Here is an 18,542-nt window from a genome sequence, read left to right on the forward strand (position 1 = left end):
GGACTTAAATCGGCATTCTTTTCTATCTTTGCCGTATGAGTAAAACAATAGAAATACGAACTGTTGATGTGGTTCAGTACATAAAACCTTTACGAGAAGGTGGCTCGATGCCCGGCATTGTAAATGCTGACGACGATTTTCTTTATGTACTAAAGTTTCGCGGTGCCGGACAAGGAAAAAAGGCCTTGATTTCGGAGTTGATGGGAGGTGAGTTAGCCAGAATCCTTGGTTTAAAAGTTCCTGAGTTGGTATTTATGAATTTAGACGATTCGTTCAGTAAAACGGAGCCGGATGAAGAAATTCAGGATTTACTCAAATTTAGTGTTGGTTTAAATCTCGGGTTACATTTTTTATCGGGAGCTATAACCTTCGATCCGTTGGTGAATATCGTTGATCCTATTACCGCGTCGAAAATTGTACTTTTAGATAGTTTAATTAGTAATATAGACCGAACCGTAAAGAATACCAATCTGCTAACCTGGAACAACGAATTGTGGGTTATAGATAATGGCGCCAGTTTTTATTTTCATCATAATTGGGATTTATATAAAAATCATCTTACCAGAACGTTTCCATTAATAAAAGATCATGTGTTGTTGCCTTGGGCCACAAAATTAGATATAGTGGCTACCGAAATTAAGCAGATTTTTACTAAAGAGAAACTGGAAGAGATTATTGGTTTAATTCCCGAAGATTGGTTGTTAGACGAATCGGAAAAGATGAGTCCGCAAGAGATGAGAATAGCTTATATGGAATACTTACAGGCTAAACTGGCGATGATTGATAAACTGGTTAAAGAGGCTGAAGATGCAAGATAAAATTAAGTTTGAATACGCCATAATTCGACTGGTTCCTAAAGTAGAGCGAGGAGAGTTCTTTAATATCGGGGCCATTGTATATGCAAAGCAGAAGAAATTTCTTGGCGTGAAATATCATATCGATAACTCAAAACTGGAAGCTTTTTGTAAAGACATAGATATTAATTTAATTAATAAATATCTTGAAGCCTGGGAACTTGTTTGTGAAGGAAAAAAAGAAGGAGGAAGAATAGGTGCGCTAGATTTACCTGATCGATTTCATTGGTTAACCGCGTCCCGAAGTACTATAATTCAGAGTTCTGAAGTCCACTCCGGGCTATGTGAAAACCCGGAAAAGACTTTAAATGATATATTTCAGAAATTCGTCTTGTAAGTTATTGCTTGAATAACTTAAAGCTTAAAACTTCATCACAATATTCTACAGTTATTTTATTTCTTACAATATCGTCAGGTAATGCAAATCTGTGTTTAACAAGAGCAGAAGGGTAGCAGTAAGAATGTCTCGAAGGTGTGTTTTCTTCAACTTGTTTGTTGTGTCGTCTACGTTCGGTAGTAACAACTAATTTATCTCCGGCGATATAAAAATTAAAATCATCTTTAATATACCCGGGAATTTTTAATTCATAATGATAAGAAGTTTCAGTTTCTTTAACATTTGCTAAGGATGAACTTTCAGGTAGATTTGAATCTTTTTTTTCATGCTCATTTTTTAAGATATCCTGTCTGTTGTAAAACGAGGCATAAGAAGGTTTTTTGTCTACATTAGTGTTTGGTGTCATGGTGTTGTTGTTTGTTTTAGTTTGTAGTTGGTAAATAGAATAAAATCTATTGCGTAGCTAAGTTGCTCGCATTGAAGGTCAGGGTTAAGGTATACGTTTTATACCACGAGAGGATTCTAAAGATAATAATTAATATGAAAAAAACAAGTTAACAAACGTTAATGTTTATTGTAAAAGTCTGTTATTTAGCGGTGTATAGCGTTGTAATCGATTAAATAGCTAGTAAATCCAGAAAGATTTTTATGCCCTCTGTAGCATTTTGAGGTATAACGGTTAATTTAGAGTTATTACTAATACTAGGTTTAGGGTCTATGAAATAAGTATGTGTGTCTTGGGGAATATAATGTCTTAAACCAGCAGCTGGATAAACCTGCATTGAGGTACCAATAATTAATAAGATGTCGGCTGTTTCACAAATGCTTACAGCTTTTGGTATCATAGGGACATCTTCTCCAAACCAAACAATATGTGGTCGTAATTGATACCCTTTTTTACATGTGTCACCTAATTTTAAGTCGGTTGTCCAGTCAATAATATCATCTTCGTAATAGGTGCTGCGCACTTTTAATAATTCACCATGTAAATGGATAACATTACTACTACCGGCGCGTTCGTGTAAATCATCAACATTTTGAGTAATGATAGACACCTTATAATGGCTTTCTAATTCAGCTAAGGTTTTGTGAGCCGTATTTGGTTTTACTTCGAAAAGTTGCTTTCGCCTTTGGTTGTAAAAATCTAAAACCAATTCCGGATTAGCCTCAAAGCCTTCAGGTGTTGCAACTTCCATAACATCGTGTCCTTCCCAAAGTCCGTTTTCATCTCTAAAGGTTTTTATGCCGCTTTCGGCACTCATTCCGGCTCCTGTAAGTACAACGATGTGTTTTTTCATTTAAAGAATAATTACTGAATGAAGGTTATGAATATTCGTGGTATAAATTTATTAATTTTGGCGCATGATAGATGAAAAACTTTTAGAGTATTTAGAAACGTATTTAACCGATTCTCGCCGTGAAAAATTCCATAAAGTATTAGAACAACGTACCAAGCATTTTACAGTAGCTACAGAGGACGTGTATCAATTGCACAATACCAGTGCTGTTATTCGCAGTTGTGATGTATTTGGAATACAGGAAGTGAATATTGTTGAGGAACGAAACTCTAAGCGTATAGACCGGGAAATAGCTATGGGGGCTCAAAAATGGGTGGATTTAAACCGATATCATACCGTTAAGGATTGCATAACCGATTTAAAACAGAAAGGCTATCAAATTGTAGCTACAACACCTCACACCAACGATTGTGAGTTACATGAATTCGATGCCACTAAAAAGTCTTGCTTTTTCTTTGGTAGAGAAACCGAAGGTTTATCAGATGAGGTTTTAAATGCTGCCAATAGTTATTTAAAAATACCTATGTATGGCTTTACAGAAAGTTTAAATATTTCGGTTAGTGCGGCAATCATTCTTCAGCATGTTACCACGAAATTAAAGCATAGTGATATTGACTGGCAATTAACCGAACAGGAAAAACTTGAAAAACGTTTAGATTGGGTTAAAAAAACTATTAAAAGTTACGATGATATTGTAGCACGTTATTACCAGGATTAATCTTTTATTAGGATACAATCTGTCTCGGCAATATGTGTTTTAAATTCTCTGCTAAATTTTATTAAACTATCTAATAGTATCATCTTGTTTTCAGGTTTCAGAAGGTTATCATTCAGTTTTTTGGTATCGCAATAATCGAAGAATAACGGAATGTTTTTCCTTTCAATATTTAAATCATTTACCAGTAGATTTTCAGTGAAAATGGCATTTGTATTAAATAAAGCGTAAAAGTTTTTATAGGTTATAGGAACGGGAGGAGTATCTTTCATTTTTTTTGATTTAAACAAATCTTTAAAGAAATCTATTAGCAAAGTTAAATCACCTTGCGGGTTAGGAGGTGGGCTGTATAAATATGGTCTGTTTTTTATGTCGTTAGCAATTTGCATTGCAAGATTGGCCTGATATTTATTAGGATTGAATTTAGGAGTATTACTCAGGTTTACTGTACCAAGAGTGTTTACCTGTGTTTTAAGTTCTATAACATTAGTTATTTTAAAATGCTTGTCTTCTACAATAAGTTGGTGAGGTTTATAAAACGCTGATGAAAATAGGAGGGTGTCTTTTGTAGAAGCTTCAATAGTAAAATCTCCTTCTTCGTTTGTGTAAGTGTAGTTTTTAGTTGTTAGATTGAAAACACCAATATTTTTGGCGGTAGATTTTTCGTTATAGATCTTTCCCTTTATGTTTTGAGCTGATATGGAAAAGGAAAAGATAAAAAGGAGTATCCAGGTAAAGTTATTCATAAACACGGTTTGTAAGTTAATTCGTGTTTAAATTATGGTTTTGTAAGTTTTCCTTAATGTCTTTTGGGAAAGTTTAACGTTCTAGTTAACAATTATTTAGTTTTTTTTGAAATAAAAAAGGAAGCACTAAGCTTCCTTTCTTGGTTTATGTTTTTGTTGTTTAACGTTCACGATTTAACAACTTGTATTCTTCATAACATTCGCTAATGGCATCCAGAATTTGAAGGTCGTTAGCGGTTTGTATAAACTCTTTCGAGTAGTTACACTGGCTCACAATTTCATCTAAATCAACACGATCTATATTCAGCAAAGCGGTAAGCATTTCTCTGTCGAAACGCGATGCCAGAAGATTGCGTATTTCGTCGTCCTGCTTCATCTTTTTAAGTTTTCGCATTTCGTTTGGTTTTTTACCAAACACACGATGTAAAAAGTCGGCTGGATTAAAAATAGAACCTACAATTTTAGATAAGGTTCCTGCGGAGTTTGCTTCGTAGCCGGTACTCGGTAGTCCGGAAATCTGATATCTGTAGTTGTCGTTAATTACAGGAACCTGCTTCACATCGACCTCTAAATACCCTGTTAATTTTAACTGGTTAACCACAACCTCTTCAAGTGCTAGTGCTAATTCGGTTAACTCTATGGTTGCCGAACCAAACCTAAGCCAGTCATTGGTAACACGAACTTTAATAGATTTAAAACCTAAATACGACAAATGTAAGGTGTCATTAGGTTTAGCGTTAATTTCAAATTCCCCTTGTTTGTTTGTTGCTGTACCTATAACCTGATTCAGGTTTACGATGTTTACATTTTCAAGAGGTTTACCATCAGAAGAATTAACTACTACTCCTAAAGCCTTTTCGGCTTCCTGTGCTATACTAACAGTTGAAAAAACTAGTAAAAAGAAAAGTAGTAGGTAATTTTTCATGTAAATTAAATAACGCTTATTCGTTTATAAAAGTACTAAACTAATGAATAAAATAAGGCGTCAGTAATTTTTTTTGACTTAAAATTAACAAAAGACTTCTTTCCAGGCTAAAGTTTAAAAGATGATAAAAAAAAGACCAAAAATGAAATAACTTAGTTTTCGTTTTTGGTCTTTTTAGCTTTTTTATAAAATTAACGTCTTGAGCGTCTAGGTCTTGAGATGTTTGATTTTGAATCACCTTCAGAACGTCTTCTTGGTTTTCCAGATCTTTCACCATTTGAAGCTTTGAAATCTCCAGAACGTCTTGGGCGACCCTCTTTATTTCCGCCACGTCTTTCGCCGCCTTTAGAACCAGAACGTTTTTTTCCATCGCGTCTTCCGCCGCCACCGCGGTTTTCAGAAACTTCAACATTAACAAAGCGTCCTTCGTGTTTAAAGTCGGTAAAATGTGCTAATACCTGTTCTCTAAGTTCATTTTCGGTATTAAAGAAAGAGAAACTGTCTTTAGTTTCCACTTTAAAGATATCATCTCTACCAAGACTTAATTGCTCTTTTAAGAAGTCTTTTAACTTCATCCAGTCGAAACCATCTTTAGAACCAACGTTGATAAAGTAGCGTGTAGAATCGTTTTTACCGCCTCTATATTCACGTTCGCTTTCATCTCTGTTACTGCCTTCAGAAACATTAAGATCCTTTGATTTTTGATAGTAATTGAAGAAACGTGTAAATTCTACAGAGAAAACTTTCTTAATCAATTCTTCTTTAGTGGTATCTTCAAATAATTCATTAATACTAGTTAAGTATTTATCAATCTCGTGGTTGATTTCAGTATTATGAATTTTGTTAGCAAGCGACATTAACTGCACTTCACAAATTTCCATTCCGTTTGGAATATCTTTTTTAAGGAAGTCTTTTTTAATGATACGTTCGATACTTTTTATTTTACGAACCTCACTTTTTGAAACGATAACCATAGATACCCCGGTTTTACCAGCACGTCCGGTACGACCAGAACGGTGGGTATAGGTTTCTACTTCGTCAGGTAATTGGTAGTTGATTACGTGAGTTACATCGTCAACATCAATACCACGAGCAGCTACATCGGTAGCAACAAGCATTTGAATCTGGTTTTTACGGAAGGCGTTCATAACCAAATCACGTTGGTTCTGACTTAAATCACCGTGTAAAGCACCAGCGTTGTATCCGTCTTCAATAAGTTGTTCTGCTACTTTTTGAGTATCTCTTTTAGTACGACAGAACACCACTGAGAAAATATCAGGGTTCGCATCGGCTAATCGTTTTAAAGCCTGGTAACGGTCTCTGGCGTTTACTAAATAGTATTCGTGAGAAACGTTGTTGGAACTTTCATTTTTGTTACCCACAGTAATTTCGTGCGGGTTGTGCATAAAGTCTTTTGCAATGGCAGCAACCTCTCTTGGCATGGTTGCTGAGAATAACCAGGTACTTTTATCAGCCGGTGTGTGCGATAAAATATCGTTGATGTCTTCTTTGAAACCCATGTTTAACATTTCATCAGCTTCATCTAATACTGAATATTCAATTTTAGTGATATCAACCAGGTTACGGCTAATCATATCTTTCATACGACCAGGCGTTGCTACAATAATTTGTGCACCACGCTTAATGTCTCTGGCTTGGTCGGTAATACTTGCACCACCGTAAACCGCTACAACATTAAGTCCGTTGCAGTATTTACCGTATGCTTTTAATTCGTTTGTAATTTGTAAACAAAGCTCACGTGTAGGTGATAAAATTAAACCTTGTGTTGTACGGCTGTTTACATCTATTTTTTGAAGCATTGGAAAACCAAAGGCTGCCGTTTTACCGGTACCAGTTTGTGCTAAAGCTACTAAATCGCCTTCCGATTGTAATAAAAGCGGAATTGCTTTTTCTTGAACTTCACTTGGTTTTTCAAAACCTAAATCTGTAATTGCTTGTAATAGGTCGTTATTAAGACCTAAATCATGGAATGTGCTCATTCTTTTTTATAAGTATTCGATTATGTTATGTGGTGTTACATAAGAAGAGAATCGACATACTTAAACCTAAACTTCCAGTAACACATCCCCACTCTGAGGAATCTCACCCTTTCGGGATTTCAAGCGGCAAAGATAGGCTTTTTATTTAAATAGCAATCGACGCGCCATGTCGTGCGGTATTAATTATTCGTTAAATGTTAAGTGTTTTCTTTGTTTATAGGATGTTTAAAGAGATTTCGCTTTGAATTAAGGCGAGTATTTTGTTAAGGATGGGGTTTCTGTTATCGGTATTCCAAACAGCAGAAAGTATGGTGCGCTGCGGAATTTTGTCTAATTCAATAAATTTGATAGATGAAATTGAATGGTTTTGAAGCGATTTCGGAACGATTGAAATACCGAAGTTGTTTTCAACCAGTTTGTAAATGGAATCGGCATGAATGGTGTTATGCGACACTAAAGGAGAAAACCCACTGTTATGAAATATGTTCATCACGTTTTCATAGTAAGAAGAACTGTATTCCGGATCGAAAAGAATAAAAGGTTCATCTTTTAATTGTGACAGGTTTTCGAAGTTCTTGTTATTTATATGATGGTCTTTTGGTAATACTAAACAAAACGGTTCTTTTAAAACGGGAGTTGACATCAATCCTTTAGGGATGCGTTCCAGACGCACAAAACCAATATCAATATCTTGCGCTATTAAGCCTTCAATTTGTTTGTTATTGTCCATTTCCTTTAAACTAAACAGAATATTGGGATGTGATTTGGTGAACTTCAGCAATAAATCAGGGATAATATGTTGCATGGCCGAACCAACGTAACCAAAATTAAGCTGGCCATCTTTACCTTCTTCCAGTAATTTAGCGTGATGCAAAATACCATCTAAACTCTTCAGGTTTTTTGAAAGTTCTTCTTTTAAATAAATGCCAGCTGGGGTAAGTTTCACCTGTCGGTTGTGTCGGTCAAACAGTTTTACTTCCAAACCATCTTCCATTTCTTTGATTTGTCGGCTTAATCCGGGTTGCGAAATGAATAGCTTTTCAGCAGCCTTTCTAAAGTGTAAAGTTTCAGCAACAGCGAGGAAATATTTTAGGTGTCTGAATTCTATTTGATAACTCATAGTTATTATTTGTTAGCAACAATAGTATTATTAGGTATCAAATTTATTGATAATTTTGTAGAAATAAATGAATATTCAACTTAATAATATAAATATGTTTGTATACGGTGTTGATAAACTTACTGTAGATAAGGTACTTGACATAGCATCAGGGAAAATGAAAGGGTTGTTAACCGATTATGCAATTGCAAAGGTTAACGAATGTAGAGCGAAAGTGGAAGTTATGGCCAATTCCAGTAAGGCTGTATATGGTATAAATACCGGTTTTGGTCCGTTATGCGATGTGAAAATATCACCGGAAGAAACCAGTTTACTTCAAAAGAATTTATTAATTACACACGCCGTAGGTGTGGGTAACCCGATTGATAAGGAATTGTCTAAAATCATGCTGATTTGTAAAGTACATGCTTTAAGTCGCGGATTTTCTGGGATTCGTTTAGAAGTGATTGAACGTATTATCTATTTTATTGAAAACGATTTATTACCAGTAGTTCCAGAGCAAGGCTCGGTGGGTGCTTCTGGTGATTTGGCGCCTTTATCACATTTGTTTTTACCGTTATTTGGTGAAGGTGAATTTTGGATTGGTGATGATATCGTTCCTGCTAAATCCGTATTAGAATCACATAATTTAGAACCTATCGAACTGGCTGCTAAGGAAGGTTTAGCCTTAATTAACGGAACACAATTTATATTAGCGCATGCTATTAAAGGCTTGAAGAAAATGGAGTATCTGTTGGATTTAGCCGATGTTGCCGGAGCCATGAGTTTAGAAGGCTACCAGGGAAGTGCATCGCCTTTTAAAGAATTGCTTCATAGTATTCGTCCGTTTCAAGGGAATTTAGAAGTGGCAAAACGTATGCGTATGCTGTTTGAAGATTCTAATAATATCAAATCGCATGAGAACTGTGAGCGCGTTCAGGATCCGTATTCTATGCGCTGTATTCCACAGGTTCACGGGGCGTCAAGAAATGCGTATTATCATTTAAGTGAATTAGCCGAAATCGAGATGAATTCGGTAACCGATAACCCAATTGTACTAAGTGAAACCGAAGCTATTTCTGGAGGAAACTTCCACGGGCAACCGTTAGCGATGGCTTTAGATTATGCATCGATAGCTGCTTCAGAATTAGGAAATATAGCCGATAGAAGATGTTACTTATTATTAGAAGGAAAATTTGGTTTACCACGATTGTTAACTGCAAGTGGCGGATTAAATAGTGGATTCATGATTCCGCAATACACCACAGCGGCTTTGGTAACAGAAAATAAATCCTTATGTTTCCCGCCTTCAGCTGATAGTGTTCCAACCTCTTTAGGTCAGGAAGATCACGTATCGATGGGAAGTATTTCTGGACGTAAATTCAATCAGATTTTAGGGAACGTTGAAAAGATTTTAGCTATCGAGTTAATGTATGCGGCACAGGCCATGGAGTTCAGACGTCCGAATACCTTCTCTGTAATTTTGGAGAAAAACTTTGCTATTATTAGAAGTAAAGTGGCTAAGCTTGAAGAAGATCGCATTTTAAAAGATGACATTAATGCATTAATTCATTTAGTAAAGACGCAGGCATTCATCGTAAAATAAATCAACTATGACATTCCAAGAACACATATTACAAGGTATTCCATTAGAACTACCAGCAATATATAACTATCCGGCAGATGCCAATAGAGCACCAAAGCGAAAAGATATTTTAAGCAAGGATGAAAAGCAATTGGCGATTAGAAATGCTTTGCGTTATTTTCCAAAAGCATGGCATGAAGAATTAGCACCAGAATTTGCTCAGGAGTTGAATGACTTCGGAAGAATTTATATGTACCGTTTTAAGCCTGCTTATAAAATGTATGCGCGTGGTATTGAACAATATCCTGCAAAAACTGTTCAAGCGGCGGCGATTATGTTGATGATTCAGAATAATCTGGATCCGGCAGTAGCACAACACCCTGAAGAGTTGATTACGTATGGAGGTAACGGTGCGGTGTTCCAAAACTGGGCACAGTATTTATTAACCATGCAGTATTTGGCAACGATGACTGATGAGCAGACACTTCATATGTATTCTGGTCACCCGATGGGATTATTTCCGTCTTCAAAAAATGCGCCTCGAGTGATTGTTACCAACGGTATGATGATTCCTAATTATTCAAAGCCGGACGACTGGGAGAAATTCAATGCGTTGGGGGTGACGCAATACGGACAAATGACAGCTGGTTCATTCATGTATATCGGTCCTCAGGGAATCGTTCACGGAACAACCATTACCGTGATGAATGCCTTTAGAAAAAAATTACCAAAAGGCGATACGCCGGCAGGTAAAATATTTTTGACAGCAGGATTAGGCGGTATGAGTGGGGCACAACCAAAAGCTGGAAATATAGCAGGATGTATCACCATTGCTGCTGAAGTGAATGAAAAAGCCGCGACTAAGCGTCATGCGCAAGGTTGGGTTGATGTATTGGTTGATAATTTAGAAGATTTAGTAGCTCGCGTAAGAATAGCGCAAGAAACCAAAGAAGTGGTTTCTATTGCCTTTATTGGAAATGTAGTGGATGTTTGGGAGCGTTTTTATGAAGAAGAGATTTTCATTCATGTAGGCTCCGATCAAACGTCTTTACATATTCCATGGACAGGTGGTTATTATCCGGTTGGAATATCGTATGAAGAATCCAACCGATTAATTCGTGAGGAACCAGACGTATTCAAAGAAAAAGTACAGGCGTCACTACGTCGTCATGCCGATGCCATTAATAAGCATTCAGAAAGAGGAACGTATTTCTTCGATTACGGAAATGCCTTTTTATTAGAAGCCTCTCGTGCAGGTGCCGATGTGATGGCAGAAAATAATATCGATTTTAAATATCCGTCTTATGTTCAGGATATTTTAGGACCGATGTGTTTCGATTATGGTTTCGGACCATTCCGTTGGGTGTGTACTTCAGGTAAACCGGAAGATTTAGATAAAACCGATGAAATCGCCATGAATGTGCTTAAGGACATCATGAAAAATTCACCTGAGGAAATTCAGTTGCAAATGCAGGATAACATCACCTGGATTAAAGATGCGAAGAAGAATAAAATGGTAGTTGGCTCGCAAGCTCGTATTTTATATGCCGATGCCGAAGGTCGCGCTAAAATTGCAGAAGCCTTTAACAATGCTGTAGCAGCAGGACAAATTGGACCGGTAGTTTTAGGTCGCGATCATCATGATGTGAGTGGAACCGATTCACCGTACCGTGAAACATCAAATATTTACGACGGTAGTAAATTCACTGCCGATATGGCCATTCATAATGTGATTGGCGATAGCTTTAGAGGTGCTACCTGGGTGTCTATCCACAATGGTGGAGGCGTAGGCTGGGGAGAAGTGATGAACGGTGGTTTCGGAATGGTATTAGATGGTTCAGCAGAAGCCGATACTAAATTAAAAAATATGCTGTTTTTCGATGTGAATAATGGTATTGCAAGAAGAAGCTGGGCAAGAAACGACGAGGCTTTATTTGCCATTAAACGTGAAATGGAGCGTACACCAAATTTAACGGTGACCATCCCTAATTTAGTAGAAGACGATTTACTGAAAAACTTATTTTAATGCGTACATTATTTAAAAATATAAAAGAATTACTTCAGGTAAGAGAAGCAGGTTTAGATTTTGTGGCTGGTGAAGCTATGAACGACTTACCAACCATTAAACATGCTTATCTTTTAGTTGAAGACGGGCTTATTAAAGATTTTGGTTCAATGACTGAATGTCCGAATGTTGAATCAGATGCCGTTGTTGATGCTACAGGAAAAATGATATTACCAACCTGGTGCGATTCGCATACGCATTTGGTGTATGCAGGAAACCGAGAAAGTGAATTTGTCGATAAAATTAAAGGTTTATCGTATCATGAAATTGCCGCTAAAGGTGGTGGTATATTAAATTCGGCAAAAAAATTACAAGAGACTTCGGAAGACGATTTGTACGAACAAACCAAGATCCGTTTAGATGAAATTATCGCTTTAGGTACAGGTGCTGTTGAAATTAAATCAGGCTACGGTTTAACCGAAGCTTCAGAATTAAAAATGCTTCGTGTGATTAAGCGTTTAAAGGAAAATTACAAGCTTCCTATAAAGGCAACATTTTTAGGAGCACATGCCGTTCCAACGGAATATAAAGATGATAAAGCTGGCTATTTAAATATGTTAGTTGAAAAACTGATGCCTAAAATTGCAGAAGAAGGTTTGGCAGAATTTGTCGATATTTTTTGTGAAGAAGGGTATTTTTCAGTTGAAGATACCGAGTTCATTATGGAAGCGGGAAAGAAACATGGTTTAATTTCAAAAATTCACGTGAATCAGTTTACGTCGATTGGTGGTGTGCAAGCAGGGGTGAAGCATGAAGCCCTTTCGGTTGATCATTTAGAAGAAATGAAAGATGAAGATATTGAAGCGTTGAAAGGTTCGAAAACCATGCCGGTAGCGTTGCCAGGCTGTTCGTTCTTTTTAAGTATTCCGTATACGCCTGGACGAAAAATGATTGATGCAGGGCTACCTTTGGCTTTAGCAACCGATTATAACCCGGGGTCGTCACCGTCAGGAAATATGAATTTTGCCGTGTCGGCAGCTTGTATAAAAATGAAGCTAACTCCAGAAGAAGCTATAAACGCCGCAACTATTAATGGGGCTTATGCTATGGGACTTCAGGATACCGTTGGAAGTATTACTGTAGGTAAAGAAGCGAATTTAATTTTGACGAAACCAATAAATTCTTATAACTTTATCCCATATTCATTTGGTGAAAATCAAATAGAATCGGTTTATATAAAAGGTCACTCTATTGTATAAACTTTAAACTACCAAACTAAACTAAATAAGGCGTGTCTGTGGCACGCCTTTATTGTATAATATAATTTAACTCAGTTAATGAGATAAAAAAAGACCACATAAAAAAAGTGGTCTTTTGTATTTTGAATATAAATAAAATGAATTATTAATTTCTGAAAATGGTTTGTTTTCTATCTGGACCTACAGAAACGATGGTAATCGGGATTTCTAATTCTTTTTCTAAGAATTCGATATAATCGTTAAGCGCTTTAGGTAGTTGAGAAACTTCAGATAAACCTGTTAAGTCTTCAGCCCAACCATCAACTTCAGTATAGATAGGCTCTACGTTTTCAGGATCGATGTTGTAAGGGAAATGCTTAATAACGTCTCCTTTATATTTATAAGCAGTACATACTTTAAGTGTTTTAAATCCAGAAAGTACGTCACCTTTCATCATCATTAATTGAGTAACACCATTAACCTGACAAGCATATTTTAAAGCAACAAGATCTAACCAACCACAACGTCTTGCACGCCCTGTAGTTGCTCCAAATTCGTTACCAACACGGCTCATAGTTTCACCATCTTCGTCAAATAACTCGGTAGGGAATGGACCAGAACCAACACGCGTAGTGTAGGCTTTGAAAATACCAAATACTTCACCAATTTGATTAGGTGCAACACCTAAACCAGTACAAGAACCAGCAGCAGTCGTGTTACTTGAAGTTACGAAAGGATAGGTTCCAAAATCGATATCTAACAACGACCCCTGAGCACCTTCAGCTAAAATCGTTTTACCAGATTTTTGAGCTTGGTAAACATATTCTTCAGAATCGATAAAGGTTAATGATTTTAAAACTTCAACAGCTTTAAAGAATTCAGCTTCTAATTCTTCTAAGTTATATTCAATTTTTGCATCGTAGAACTCAATCATAGATTCGTGCTTATCGGCTAACGATCTGTATCGTTCTTGCCAATCGCTTAATTCTAAATCACCAACACGAATTCCGTTACGACCAGTTTTATCCATGTAAGTTGGTCCAATACCTTTTAAGGTAGAACCAATTTTAGCTTTACCTTTTGAAGCTTCACTAGCCGCATCTAATAAGCGGTGCGTTGGTAAGATAATATGTGCTTTACGAGATATTACTAAAGATTTTTTGTAATCAACATTTTGCTCAGCTAATTTATCAAGCTCGCCTTTAAAAATTACAGGGTCTATAACCACACCGTTACCAACTAAATTAATAGTGTCTTCGTGAAAAATTCCAGAAGGAATGGTATGTAAAACGTGTTTTTTTCCGTTAAATACTAAAGTGTGTCCTGCGTTTGGCCCACCTTGAAAACGCGCAATAATGTCGTAGTTAGAGGTAAGTACGTCAACAATTTTCCCTTTGCCTTCGTCACCCCACTGTAATCCTAGTAGTAAATCTACTGCCATTTTAAATATATATTATTTAGTTGCTTTTCTATTTCCGTAGAAATAAAGAGAATGATTATTAATTTCGATATCGAAAACTTCTTCGATAGTTTTTTTGATAGACTGAATTCTTGGGTCACAAAATTCGATAACTTCACCAGTATCGGTTAAAATGACATGGTCGTGTTGTCTATCGAAATACGATTTTTCGTAATGTGCCTGATTTTGACCAAACTGGTGTTTTCTAACCAAACCACATTCCAGAAGTAATTCTATGGTATTATAAAGCGTAGCACGAGATACACGATACTTTTTGTTTTTCATATTTAGATATAGAGACTCAATATCAAAATGTTCTTTGTTATTATAAATCTCCTGTAATATAGCGTACCTTTCGGGCGTTTTACGGTGTCCGTTGGTTTCTAAAAAGTTAGTAAAAACACTTTTTACTATTTCTTGATTTTTTGTATCTGTACTTGCGTTCATAATTTCGTTGCAAATTTACACTTTTTTTACACTCTAGTAACCTTATCTATACCATTAATTTTTCGAAGTTTTTCTAATAACTTTTTCAGAAGGGTATTATTCTTAACAATTACGTTAATTTTTCCTGAGAAAATACCGTCGTGGCTTTCAAAACTGATACTTTTCATGTTAACATGCATGTTTTCAGAAATAATTTTGGTTACATCGTTTACTAATCCAATATGGTCGATACCGGTTATAACTATCGTTGCTAAAAATTCCTGTTGCGAAGAATCAATCCACTTGGCAGGCATAATTCGATAAGCATAGTTGGATTGTAAACTCAATGCATTCGGGCAATTCTTTTTATGTACTTTAATACCTTCGGAAACGGTTAGGAAACCGAAAACATCGTCACCAGGAATCGGGTTACAGCAACTGGACAGTTTATAGTCAAGTTTTTCTTCTTCCTTACCAAAAACCAGTAAATCGTAATTAGAGGTAACTTCTTCTTTCTCTAATTCCTCTTTTGTGACATGATGGGTTGGTTTTCTTGAGATTTTACTCTTAATGAAATTCATTAAGGTGTTGCTTCTTGATGCTGCAAAATCCTTTAACATGGCATTGTCTATAGTACCAATGCCCACGCGGTAAAATAAATCTAAACTCGTTTTAAGCTTAAAGTAATTTACGAGTTCGTTTACTGAAGCTTCATTAAGTGTGATTTTAAGTTGCTTTAATTTGCGTTTAAGCAGTTCTTTACCGTCTTCACCGATGCGTTTTTTGTCTTCGCGTAAAGCTGATTTAATCTTGCTTCTGGAGCGTGCTGTGGTTGCATAATCTAACCAGTTAGCAGTTGGTTTAGCGGTTTCGGAAGTTAAAATGCTTACCTGATCGCCACTTTTTAATTCGTAGCTAAGAGGAACTAATTTCCCATTTACTTTGGCGCCACGGGTTTTCATACCAACTTCGGTGTGAATACTGAAGGCAAAATCGATAGGGGTAGCTCCTTTTGGTAAAGATTTTAATTCTCCGGCTGGAGTAAAGACAAAAATCTCTTTTGAATATAAGTTAAGCTTGAATTGCTCAACAAAATCTACAGCATTTGTTTCCGGATTTTCCAGAGCTTCCTGAAGTTTATTAATCCAATCTTCAAGACTGTCTTCTTTTTCGCCTACTTGTTTGTATTTGTAATGTGCCGCATATCCTTTTTCGGCAATTTCATCCATTCGTTCACTACGAATCTGTACTTCTACCCAACGACCTTTTGGCCCCATTACCGTAATGTGCAGGGCTTCGTAACCTGTGGTTTTAGGCGACGAAATCCAGTCACGAAGACGAATTGGGTTAGGGCGAAAGTGATCGGTAACGATGGAATAGATCTTCCAAGCTAAGAATTTTTCGTTAGCAGCATCACTCTTATATATAATACGAATGGCGAATTTGTCGTAAACTTCATCAAAGGTAACACCTTGCTTAATCATTTTTCTTCTTATAGAAAAAATCGATTTTGGACGTCCTTTAATGGTATAGTTTAATTCTTCGCGATCCAGTGTTCTTTTAATCACATCACTAAACTGTGCGATATACAAATCCTGTTCTTCTTTACTTTCTTTTATTTTATGAAGAATATCGTAGTATACATCAGGTTCGGTGTATTTCAGACCTAAATCCTCTAATTGCGTTTTGATGTTGTAGAGACCAATACGGTGTGCCAGAGGTGCGTAGATGTATAGGGTTTCTGATGCGATTTTTTCCTGTTTATCGGTTCGCATCGAATCCATGGTTTGCATGTTGTGCAAACGATCGGCAATTTTAATAATGATAACTCGAACGTCGTCGTTAAGCGTTAGTAACATTTTACGGAAGTTTTCTGCTTGTAGCGAAACATCCATATCTTGTTCTTTACTTAAAGACGATATTTTAGTTAAACCTGCAACAATGGTTGCTACGGTTTTACCAAATAAACGCTCGATGTCCTCGATTTCGTAATCGGGACTATCTTCAACCACATCATGCAACAAGGCCGAGGCAATAGACGTAGCGTCTAAACCTATTTCCTGAGCAACAATTTTAGCTACGGCAATGGGATGAAAAATGTAGGCTTCGCCAGATTTGCGTCGCTGATTTTTGTGTCCGTCTAAGGCAACTTCAAAAGCTTTACGAATTAATTTTTTATCGTCGTCTGTAAGTGTTGTGTAACTAACTTTAAGTAACTCTTTGTAAGCCTTGGTTATGGCTGCATTTTCTTTTTCTATATCTTCCTCTGTCATATCTTAAAAGTAACATAAAGAATATTAACAACCAATAGCAGAAATGCTTTTTTTAGGTTGATAGCTGGGATTACGAATTTAAAAATTTAACAAGCTGCGACACAGCATTTCCGCGGTGACTAATGCTGTTTTTAACACTCAAATCAAGTTCAGCAAACGTTTCGGTGTAACCTTCAGGTTTAAAAATAGGGTCGTAGCCAAAACCTTTTTCACCATGCTTTTCCTTAGTAATTTCGCCTTTGCAAATTCCGGTAAACGTGTGAAGGTTTCCATTTATATGAAGTGCGATAACTGTTTTAAATTGTGCATCTCTATTTGATTTGTTTTCTAAATTGGAAAGCAGTTTATCCATATTATCGTCAGCATTTTTTTGTTCTCCTGCATAACGTGCCGAATAAACACCTGGTTCGCCATTTAGGGCATCAACTTCCAAACCTGTATCATCGGCAAAACAATCATAACCATAATTTTGTTTTATATATTCTGCTTTTTGAATGGCATTGCCTTCAATGGTATTTTGGGTTTCAGGGATATCTTCTTGACAATCAATTTCTTTTAAGCTTAAAAGAGTAATGTGTTCAGGAATCAAGGCTTGTACTTCCTTTACTTTGTTAAGGTTGTTGGTGGCGAAAACCAGTTTCATAGTTTAAATTTTAGGTTCAAAAATAAGAGTATTACAATTAATTAGTTATATTACATGACAAAAATCATTATAATTCAATAACCATACTCTTAAATTTGAGTATTAATAAAAACAAGATATTATGACTGTAAATTTTCAATATGTAGGTGTAGATGTAAGTGAAACCCTTTCGGCTTTTACAGAAGAAAAGTTAAGTAAAATTTTTAATCGTTACGAGTTCTTAATCAGTGCTACGGTTTATTTTAAAATGGACGATAATGAGCACGAAACGGGTAAAATATGTAATATAGAGCTAAGTGCTCCTGGACCACGACTGTATGCGACGTCTATGGAAAAAAACTTCGAGGTTGCTGTTCGTGCAACAATTAGCGATTTAGAACGACAGTTGGAAAAGCGTAAAGAGGTTATGAAAGCACATTAGTTTTATCGGTGGTGATACGGTTCGTTTTTTAAAATCGTAAAACCACGGTACAATTGCTCAATAAAAAATAAGCGAATCATTTGATGGGAAAATGTCATTTTTGAAAGTGATATTTTCCCATTTGCTTTTTGATACACCTCGTCGGAGAATCCGTAAGGGCCACCAATAACAAACACCAATTGTTTGACGCCCGAGTTCATATGTTTCTGTAAATAGTCTGAAAATGCAACCGAATCAAATTGTTTTCCATTTTCGTCAAGAAGAATTAAGGCATCGGTATTATTAACTTTACTAAGAATAAGTTCACCTTCTTTTACTTTTTGCTGAGCCTCGCTTAAGTTTTTTACATTTTTTATATCTGGAATAATATCCATCGAAAATTTAATGTAAAAGCCTAATCGTTTCTGGTAATCGTCTATAAGTGCCTGCAGATTTTTGCTATCTGTTTTTCCTATGGCAATCAATTTTATGGTCATAAACGCAAAATTAATATTTCCTATTTATGAATAATGGATTTA

Annotated in this window: 18 protein-coding genes; 7 read left to right on the top strand and 11 right to left on the bottom strand. The window is 36.1% G+C overall.

What is annotated here, in order from left to right; translation table 11 throughout:
- Window positions 1-35: 35 nt before the first annotated feature.
- Both R1X58_RS11220 and R1X58_RS11225 read left to right on the top strand, forming a co-directional pair.
- Window positions 36-818 carry a HipA family kinase gene (locus R1X58_RS11220; protein WP_240572834.1) on the top strand — a complete coding sequence of 261 codons (783 nt, stop codon included), beginning with the start codon at window positions 36-38 and terminating at the stop codon, window positions 816-818.
- Entirely contained in the window at window positions 808-1,191 is a 384-nt protein-coding gene (locus R1X58_RS11225) for a DUF3037 domain-containing protein (protein ID WP_240572835.1), read from the top strand. Before R1X58_RS11220 ends, R1X58_RS11225 begins: the two co-directional genes overlap by 11 nt.
- A gap of 1 nt (window position 1,192) precedes the next feature.
- On the opposite strand, the gene R1X58_RS11230 is transcribed toward R1X58_RS11225, so the two are convergent.
- Window positions 1,193-1,597 (bottom strand): Hsp20/alpha crystallin family protein, encoded by a 405-nt coding sequence (locus R1X58_RS11230; RefSeq protein ID WP_240572836.1) that lies wholly within the window; start codon window positions 1,595-1,597, stop codon window positions 1,193-1,195.
- A gap of 211 nt (window positions 1,598-1,808) precedes the next feature.
- Entirely contained in the window at window positions 1,809-2,489 is a 681-nt protein-coding gene (locus tag R1X58_RS11235; protein ID WP_240572837.1) for an SIR2 family NAD-dependent protein deacylase, read from the bottom strand.
- 64 nt (window positions 2,490-2,553) lie between these two features.
- On the opposite strand from R1X58_RS11235, the gene R1X58_RS11240 reads away from it, so the two are divergent.
- Entirely contained in the window at window positions 2,554-3,207 is a 654-nt protein-coding gene (locus tag R1X58_RS11240; RefSeq protein ID WP_240572838.1) for a TrmH family RNA methyltransferase, read from the top strand.
- Here R1X58_RS11240 and R1X58_RS11245 read toward each other — a convergent pair.
- The 4 genes from R1X58_RS11245 to R1X58_RS11260 all read right to left on the bottom strand — a co-directional run bounded on the left by R1X58_RS11245 (window position 3,204) and on the right by R1X58_RS11260 (window position 7,995).
- Window positions 3,204-3,950 carry a peptidase associated/transthyretin-like domain-containing protein gene (locus R1X58_RS11245; protein WP_240572839.1) on the bottom strand — a complete coding sequence of 249 codons (747 nt, stop codon included), beginning with the start codon at window positions 3,948-3,950 and terminating at the stop codon, window positions 3,204-3,206. The genes R1X58_RS11240 and R1X58_RS11245 overlap by 4 nt on opposite strands.
- Window positions 3,951-4,110: 160 nt before the next feature.
- Complete coding sequence (locus R1X58_RS11250; protein ID WP_240572840.1) at window positions 4,111-4,875, bottom strand: carboxypeptidase-like regulatory domain-containing protein; 765 nt, start codon at window positions 4,873-4,875, stop codon at window positions 4,111-4,113.
- Window positions 4,876-5,066: 191 nt separating this feature from the next.
- Complete coding sequence (locus R1X58_RS11255; RefSeq protein ID WP_240572841.1) at window positions 5,067-6,875, bottom strand: DEAD/DEAH box helicase; 1,809 nt, start codon at window positions 6,873-6,875, stop codon at window positions 5,067-5,069.
- Window positions 6,876-7,089: 214 nt separating this feature from the next.
- Complete coding sequence (locus R1X58_RS11260; protein ID WP_240572842.1) at window positions 7,090-7,995, bottom strand: LysR family transcriptional regulator; 906 nt, start codon at window positions 7,993-7,995, stop codon at window positions 7,090-7,092.
- A 94-nt stretch (window positions 7,996-8,089) separates the two neighbouring features.
- Here R1X58_RS11260 and hutH point away from each other — a divergent pair, with 94 nt between their 5' ends.
- The 3 genes from hutH to hutI are packed head-to-tail and all read left to right on the top strand — an operon-like array spanning window position 8,090 to window position 12,823.
- Entirely contained in the window at window positions 8,090-9,580 is a 1,491-nt protein-coding gene (hutH, locus tag R1X58_RS11265; RefSeq protein WP_240573072.1) for a histidine ammonia-lyase, read from the top strand.
- Window positions 9,581-9,587: 7 nt separating this feature from the next.
- Window positions 9,588-11,585: a urocanate hydratase gene (locus R1X58_RS11270; RefSeq protein WP_240572843.1), complete on the top strand. Its 1,998-nt coding sequence runs from the start codon at window positions 9,588-9,590 to the stop codon at window positions 11,583-11,585.
- Window positions 11,585-12,823 carry an imidazolonepropionase gene (hutI, locus tag R1X58_RS11275; protein WP_240572844.1) on the top strand — a complete coding sequence of 413 codons (1,239 nt, stop codon included), beginning with the start codon at window positions 11,585-11,587 and terminating at the stop codon, window positions 12,821-12,823. Before R1X58_RS11270 ends, hutI begins: the two co-directional genes overlap by 1 nt.
- Before the next feature lie 145 nt (window positions 12,824-12,968).
- Here hutI and R1X58_RS11280 read toward each other — a convergent pair whose 3' ends face one another.
- From R1X58_RS11280 to R1X58_RS11295, 4 genes are all read right to left on the bottom strand, one after another.
- The gene (locus tag R1X58_RS11280) at window positions 12,969-14,243 is read right to left on the bottom strand and encodes an adenylosuccinate synthase (RefSeq protein WP_240572845.1); all 1,275 of its coding nucleotides are present in this window, start codon (window positions 14,241-14,243) and stop codon (window positions 12,969-12,971) included.
- A gap of 12 nt (window positions 14,244-14,255) precedes the next feature.
- Window positions 14,256-14,708 (bottom strand): Fur family transcriptional regulator, encoded by a 453-nt coding sequence (locus R1X58_RS11285; protein ID WP_240572846.1) that lies wholly within the window; start codon window positions 14,706-14,708, stop codon window positions 14,256-14,258.
- A gap of 26 nt (window positions 14,709-14,734) precedes the next feature.
- A complete protein-coding gene (locus tag R1X58_RS11290; protein ID WP_240572847.1) occupies window positions 14,735-16,960 on the bottom strand; it encodes a RelA/SpoT family protein in 2,226 nt (741 codons plus the stop codon).
- Between the two features lie 70 nt (window positions 16,961-17,030).
- Window positions 17,031-17,603: a non-canonical purine NTP diphosphatase gene (locus R1X58_RS11295; RefSeq protein WP_240572848.1), complete on the bottom strand. Its 573-nt coding sequence runs from the start codon at window positions 17,601-17,603 to the stop codon at window positions 17,031-17,033.
- Window positions 17,604-17,724: 121 nt separating this feature from the next.
- On the opposite strand from R1X58_RS11295, the gene hpf reads away from it, so the two are divergent.
- Window positions 17,725-18,024 carry a ribosome hibernation-promoting factor, HPF/YfiA family gene (gene hpf, locus R1X58_RS11300; protein WP_240572849.1) on the top strand — a complete coding sequence of 100 codons (300 nt, stop codon included), beginning with the start codon at window positions 17,725-17,727 and terminating at the stop codon, window positions 18,022-18,024.
- Between the two features lie 2 nt (window positions 18,025-18,026).
- Here hpf and rlmH read toward each other — a convergent pair whose 3' ends face one another.
- Window positions 18,027-18,500: a 23S rRNA (pseudouridine(1915)-N(3))-methyltransferase RlmH gene (gene rlmH / locus R1X58_RS11305; protein WP_240572850.1), complete on the bottom strand. Its 474-nt coding sequence runs from the start codon at window positions 18,498-18,500 to the stop codon at window positions 18,027-18,029.
- Window positions 18,501-18,542: the final 42 nt, after the last annotated feature.

Source organism: Aestuariibaculum lutulentum (assembly GCF_032926325.1).
Lineage (GTDB): Bacteria > Bacteroidota > Bacteroidia > Flavobacteriales > Flavobacteriaceae > Aestuariibaculum > Aestuariibaculum lutulentum.

Excerpts from the sequence above, each read along its gene's own strand:
- R1X58_RS11220 (WP_240572834.1), top strand. The coding sequence starts at position 36 with ATGAGTAAAACAATAGAAATACGAACTGTTGATGTGGTTCAGTACATA.
- R1X58_RS11225 (WP_240572835.1), top strand. The coding sequence starts at position 808 with ATGCAAGATAAAATTAAGTTTGAATACGCCATAATTCGACTGGTTCCT.
- R1X58_RS11230 (WP_240572836.1), bottom strand. The coding sequence starts at position 1,597 with ATGACACCAAACACTAATGTAGACAAAAAACCTTCTTATGCCTCGTTT.
- R1X58_RS11235 (WP_240572837.1), bottom strand. The coding sequence starts at position 2,489 with ATGAAAAAACACATCGTTGTACTTACAGGAGCCGGAATGAGTGCCGAA.
- R1X58_RS11240 (WP_240572838.1), top strand. The coding sequence starts at position 2,554 with ATGATAGATGAAAAACTTTTAGAGTATTTAGAAACGTATTTAACCGAT.
- R1X58_RS11245 (WP_240572839.1), bottom strand. The coding sequence starts at position 3,950 with ATGAATAACTTTACCTGGATACTCCTTTTTATCTTTTCCTTTTCCATA.
- R1X58_RS11250 (WP_240572840.1), bottom strand. The coding sequence starts at position 4,875 with ATGAAAAATTACCTACTACTTTTCTTTTTACTAGTTTTTTCAACTGTT.
- R1X58_RS11255 (WP_240572841.1), bottom strand. The coding sequence starts at position 6,875 with ATGAGCACATTCCATGATTTAGGTCTTAATAACGACCTATTACAAGCA.
- R1X58_RS11260 (WP_240572842.1), bottom strand. The coding sequence starts at position 7,995 with ATGAGTTATCAAATAGAATTCAGACACCTAAAATATTTCCTCGCTGTT.
- hutH (WP_240573072.1), top strand. The coding sequence starts at position 8,090 with ATGTTTGTATACGGTGTTGATAAACTTACTGTAGATAAGGTACTTGAC.
- R1X58_RS11270 (WP_240572843.1), top strand. The coding sequence starts at position 9,588 with ATGACATTCCAAGAACACATATTACAAGGTATTCCATTAGAACTACCA.
- hutI (WP_240572844.1), top strand. The coding sequence starts at position 11,585 with ATGCGTACATTATTTAAAAATATAAAAGAATTACTTCAGGTAAGAGAA.
- R1X58_RS11280 (WP_240572845.1), bottom strand. The coding sequence starts at position 14,243 with ATGGCAGTAGATTTACTACTAGGATTACAGTGGGGTGACGAAGGCAAA.
- R1X58_RS11285 (WP_240572846.1), bottom strand. The coding sequence starts at position 14,708 with ATGAACGCAAGTACAGATACAAAAAATCAAGAAATAGTAAAAAGTGTT.
- R1X58_RS11290 (WP_240572847.1), bottom strand. The coding sequence starts at position 16,960 with ATGACAGAGGAAGATATAGAAAAAGAAAATGCAGCCATAACCAAGGCT.
- R1X58_RS11295 (WP_240572848.1), bottom strand. The coding sequence starts at position 17,603 with ATGAAACTGGTTTTCGCCACCAACAACCTTAACAAAGTAAAGGAAGTA.
- hpf (WP_240572849.1), top strand. The coding sequence starts at position 17,725 with ATGACTGTAAATTTTCAATATGTAGGTGTAGATGTAAGTGAAACCCTT.
- rlmH (WP_240572850.1), bottom strand. The coding sequence starts at position 18,500 with ATGACCATAAAATTGATTGCCATAGGAAAAACAGATAGCAAAAATCTG.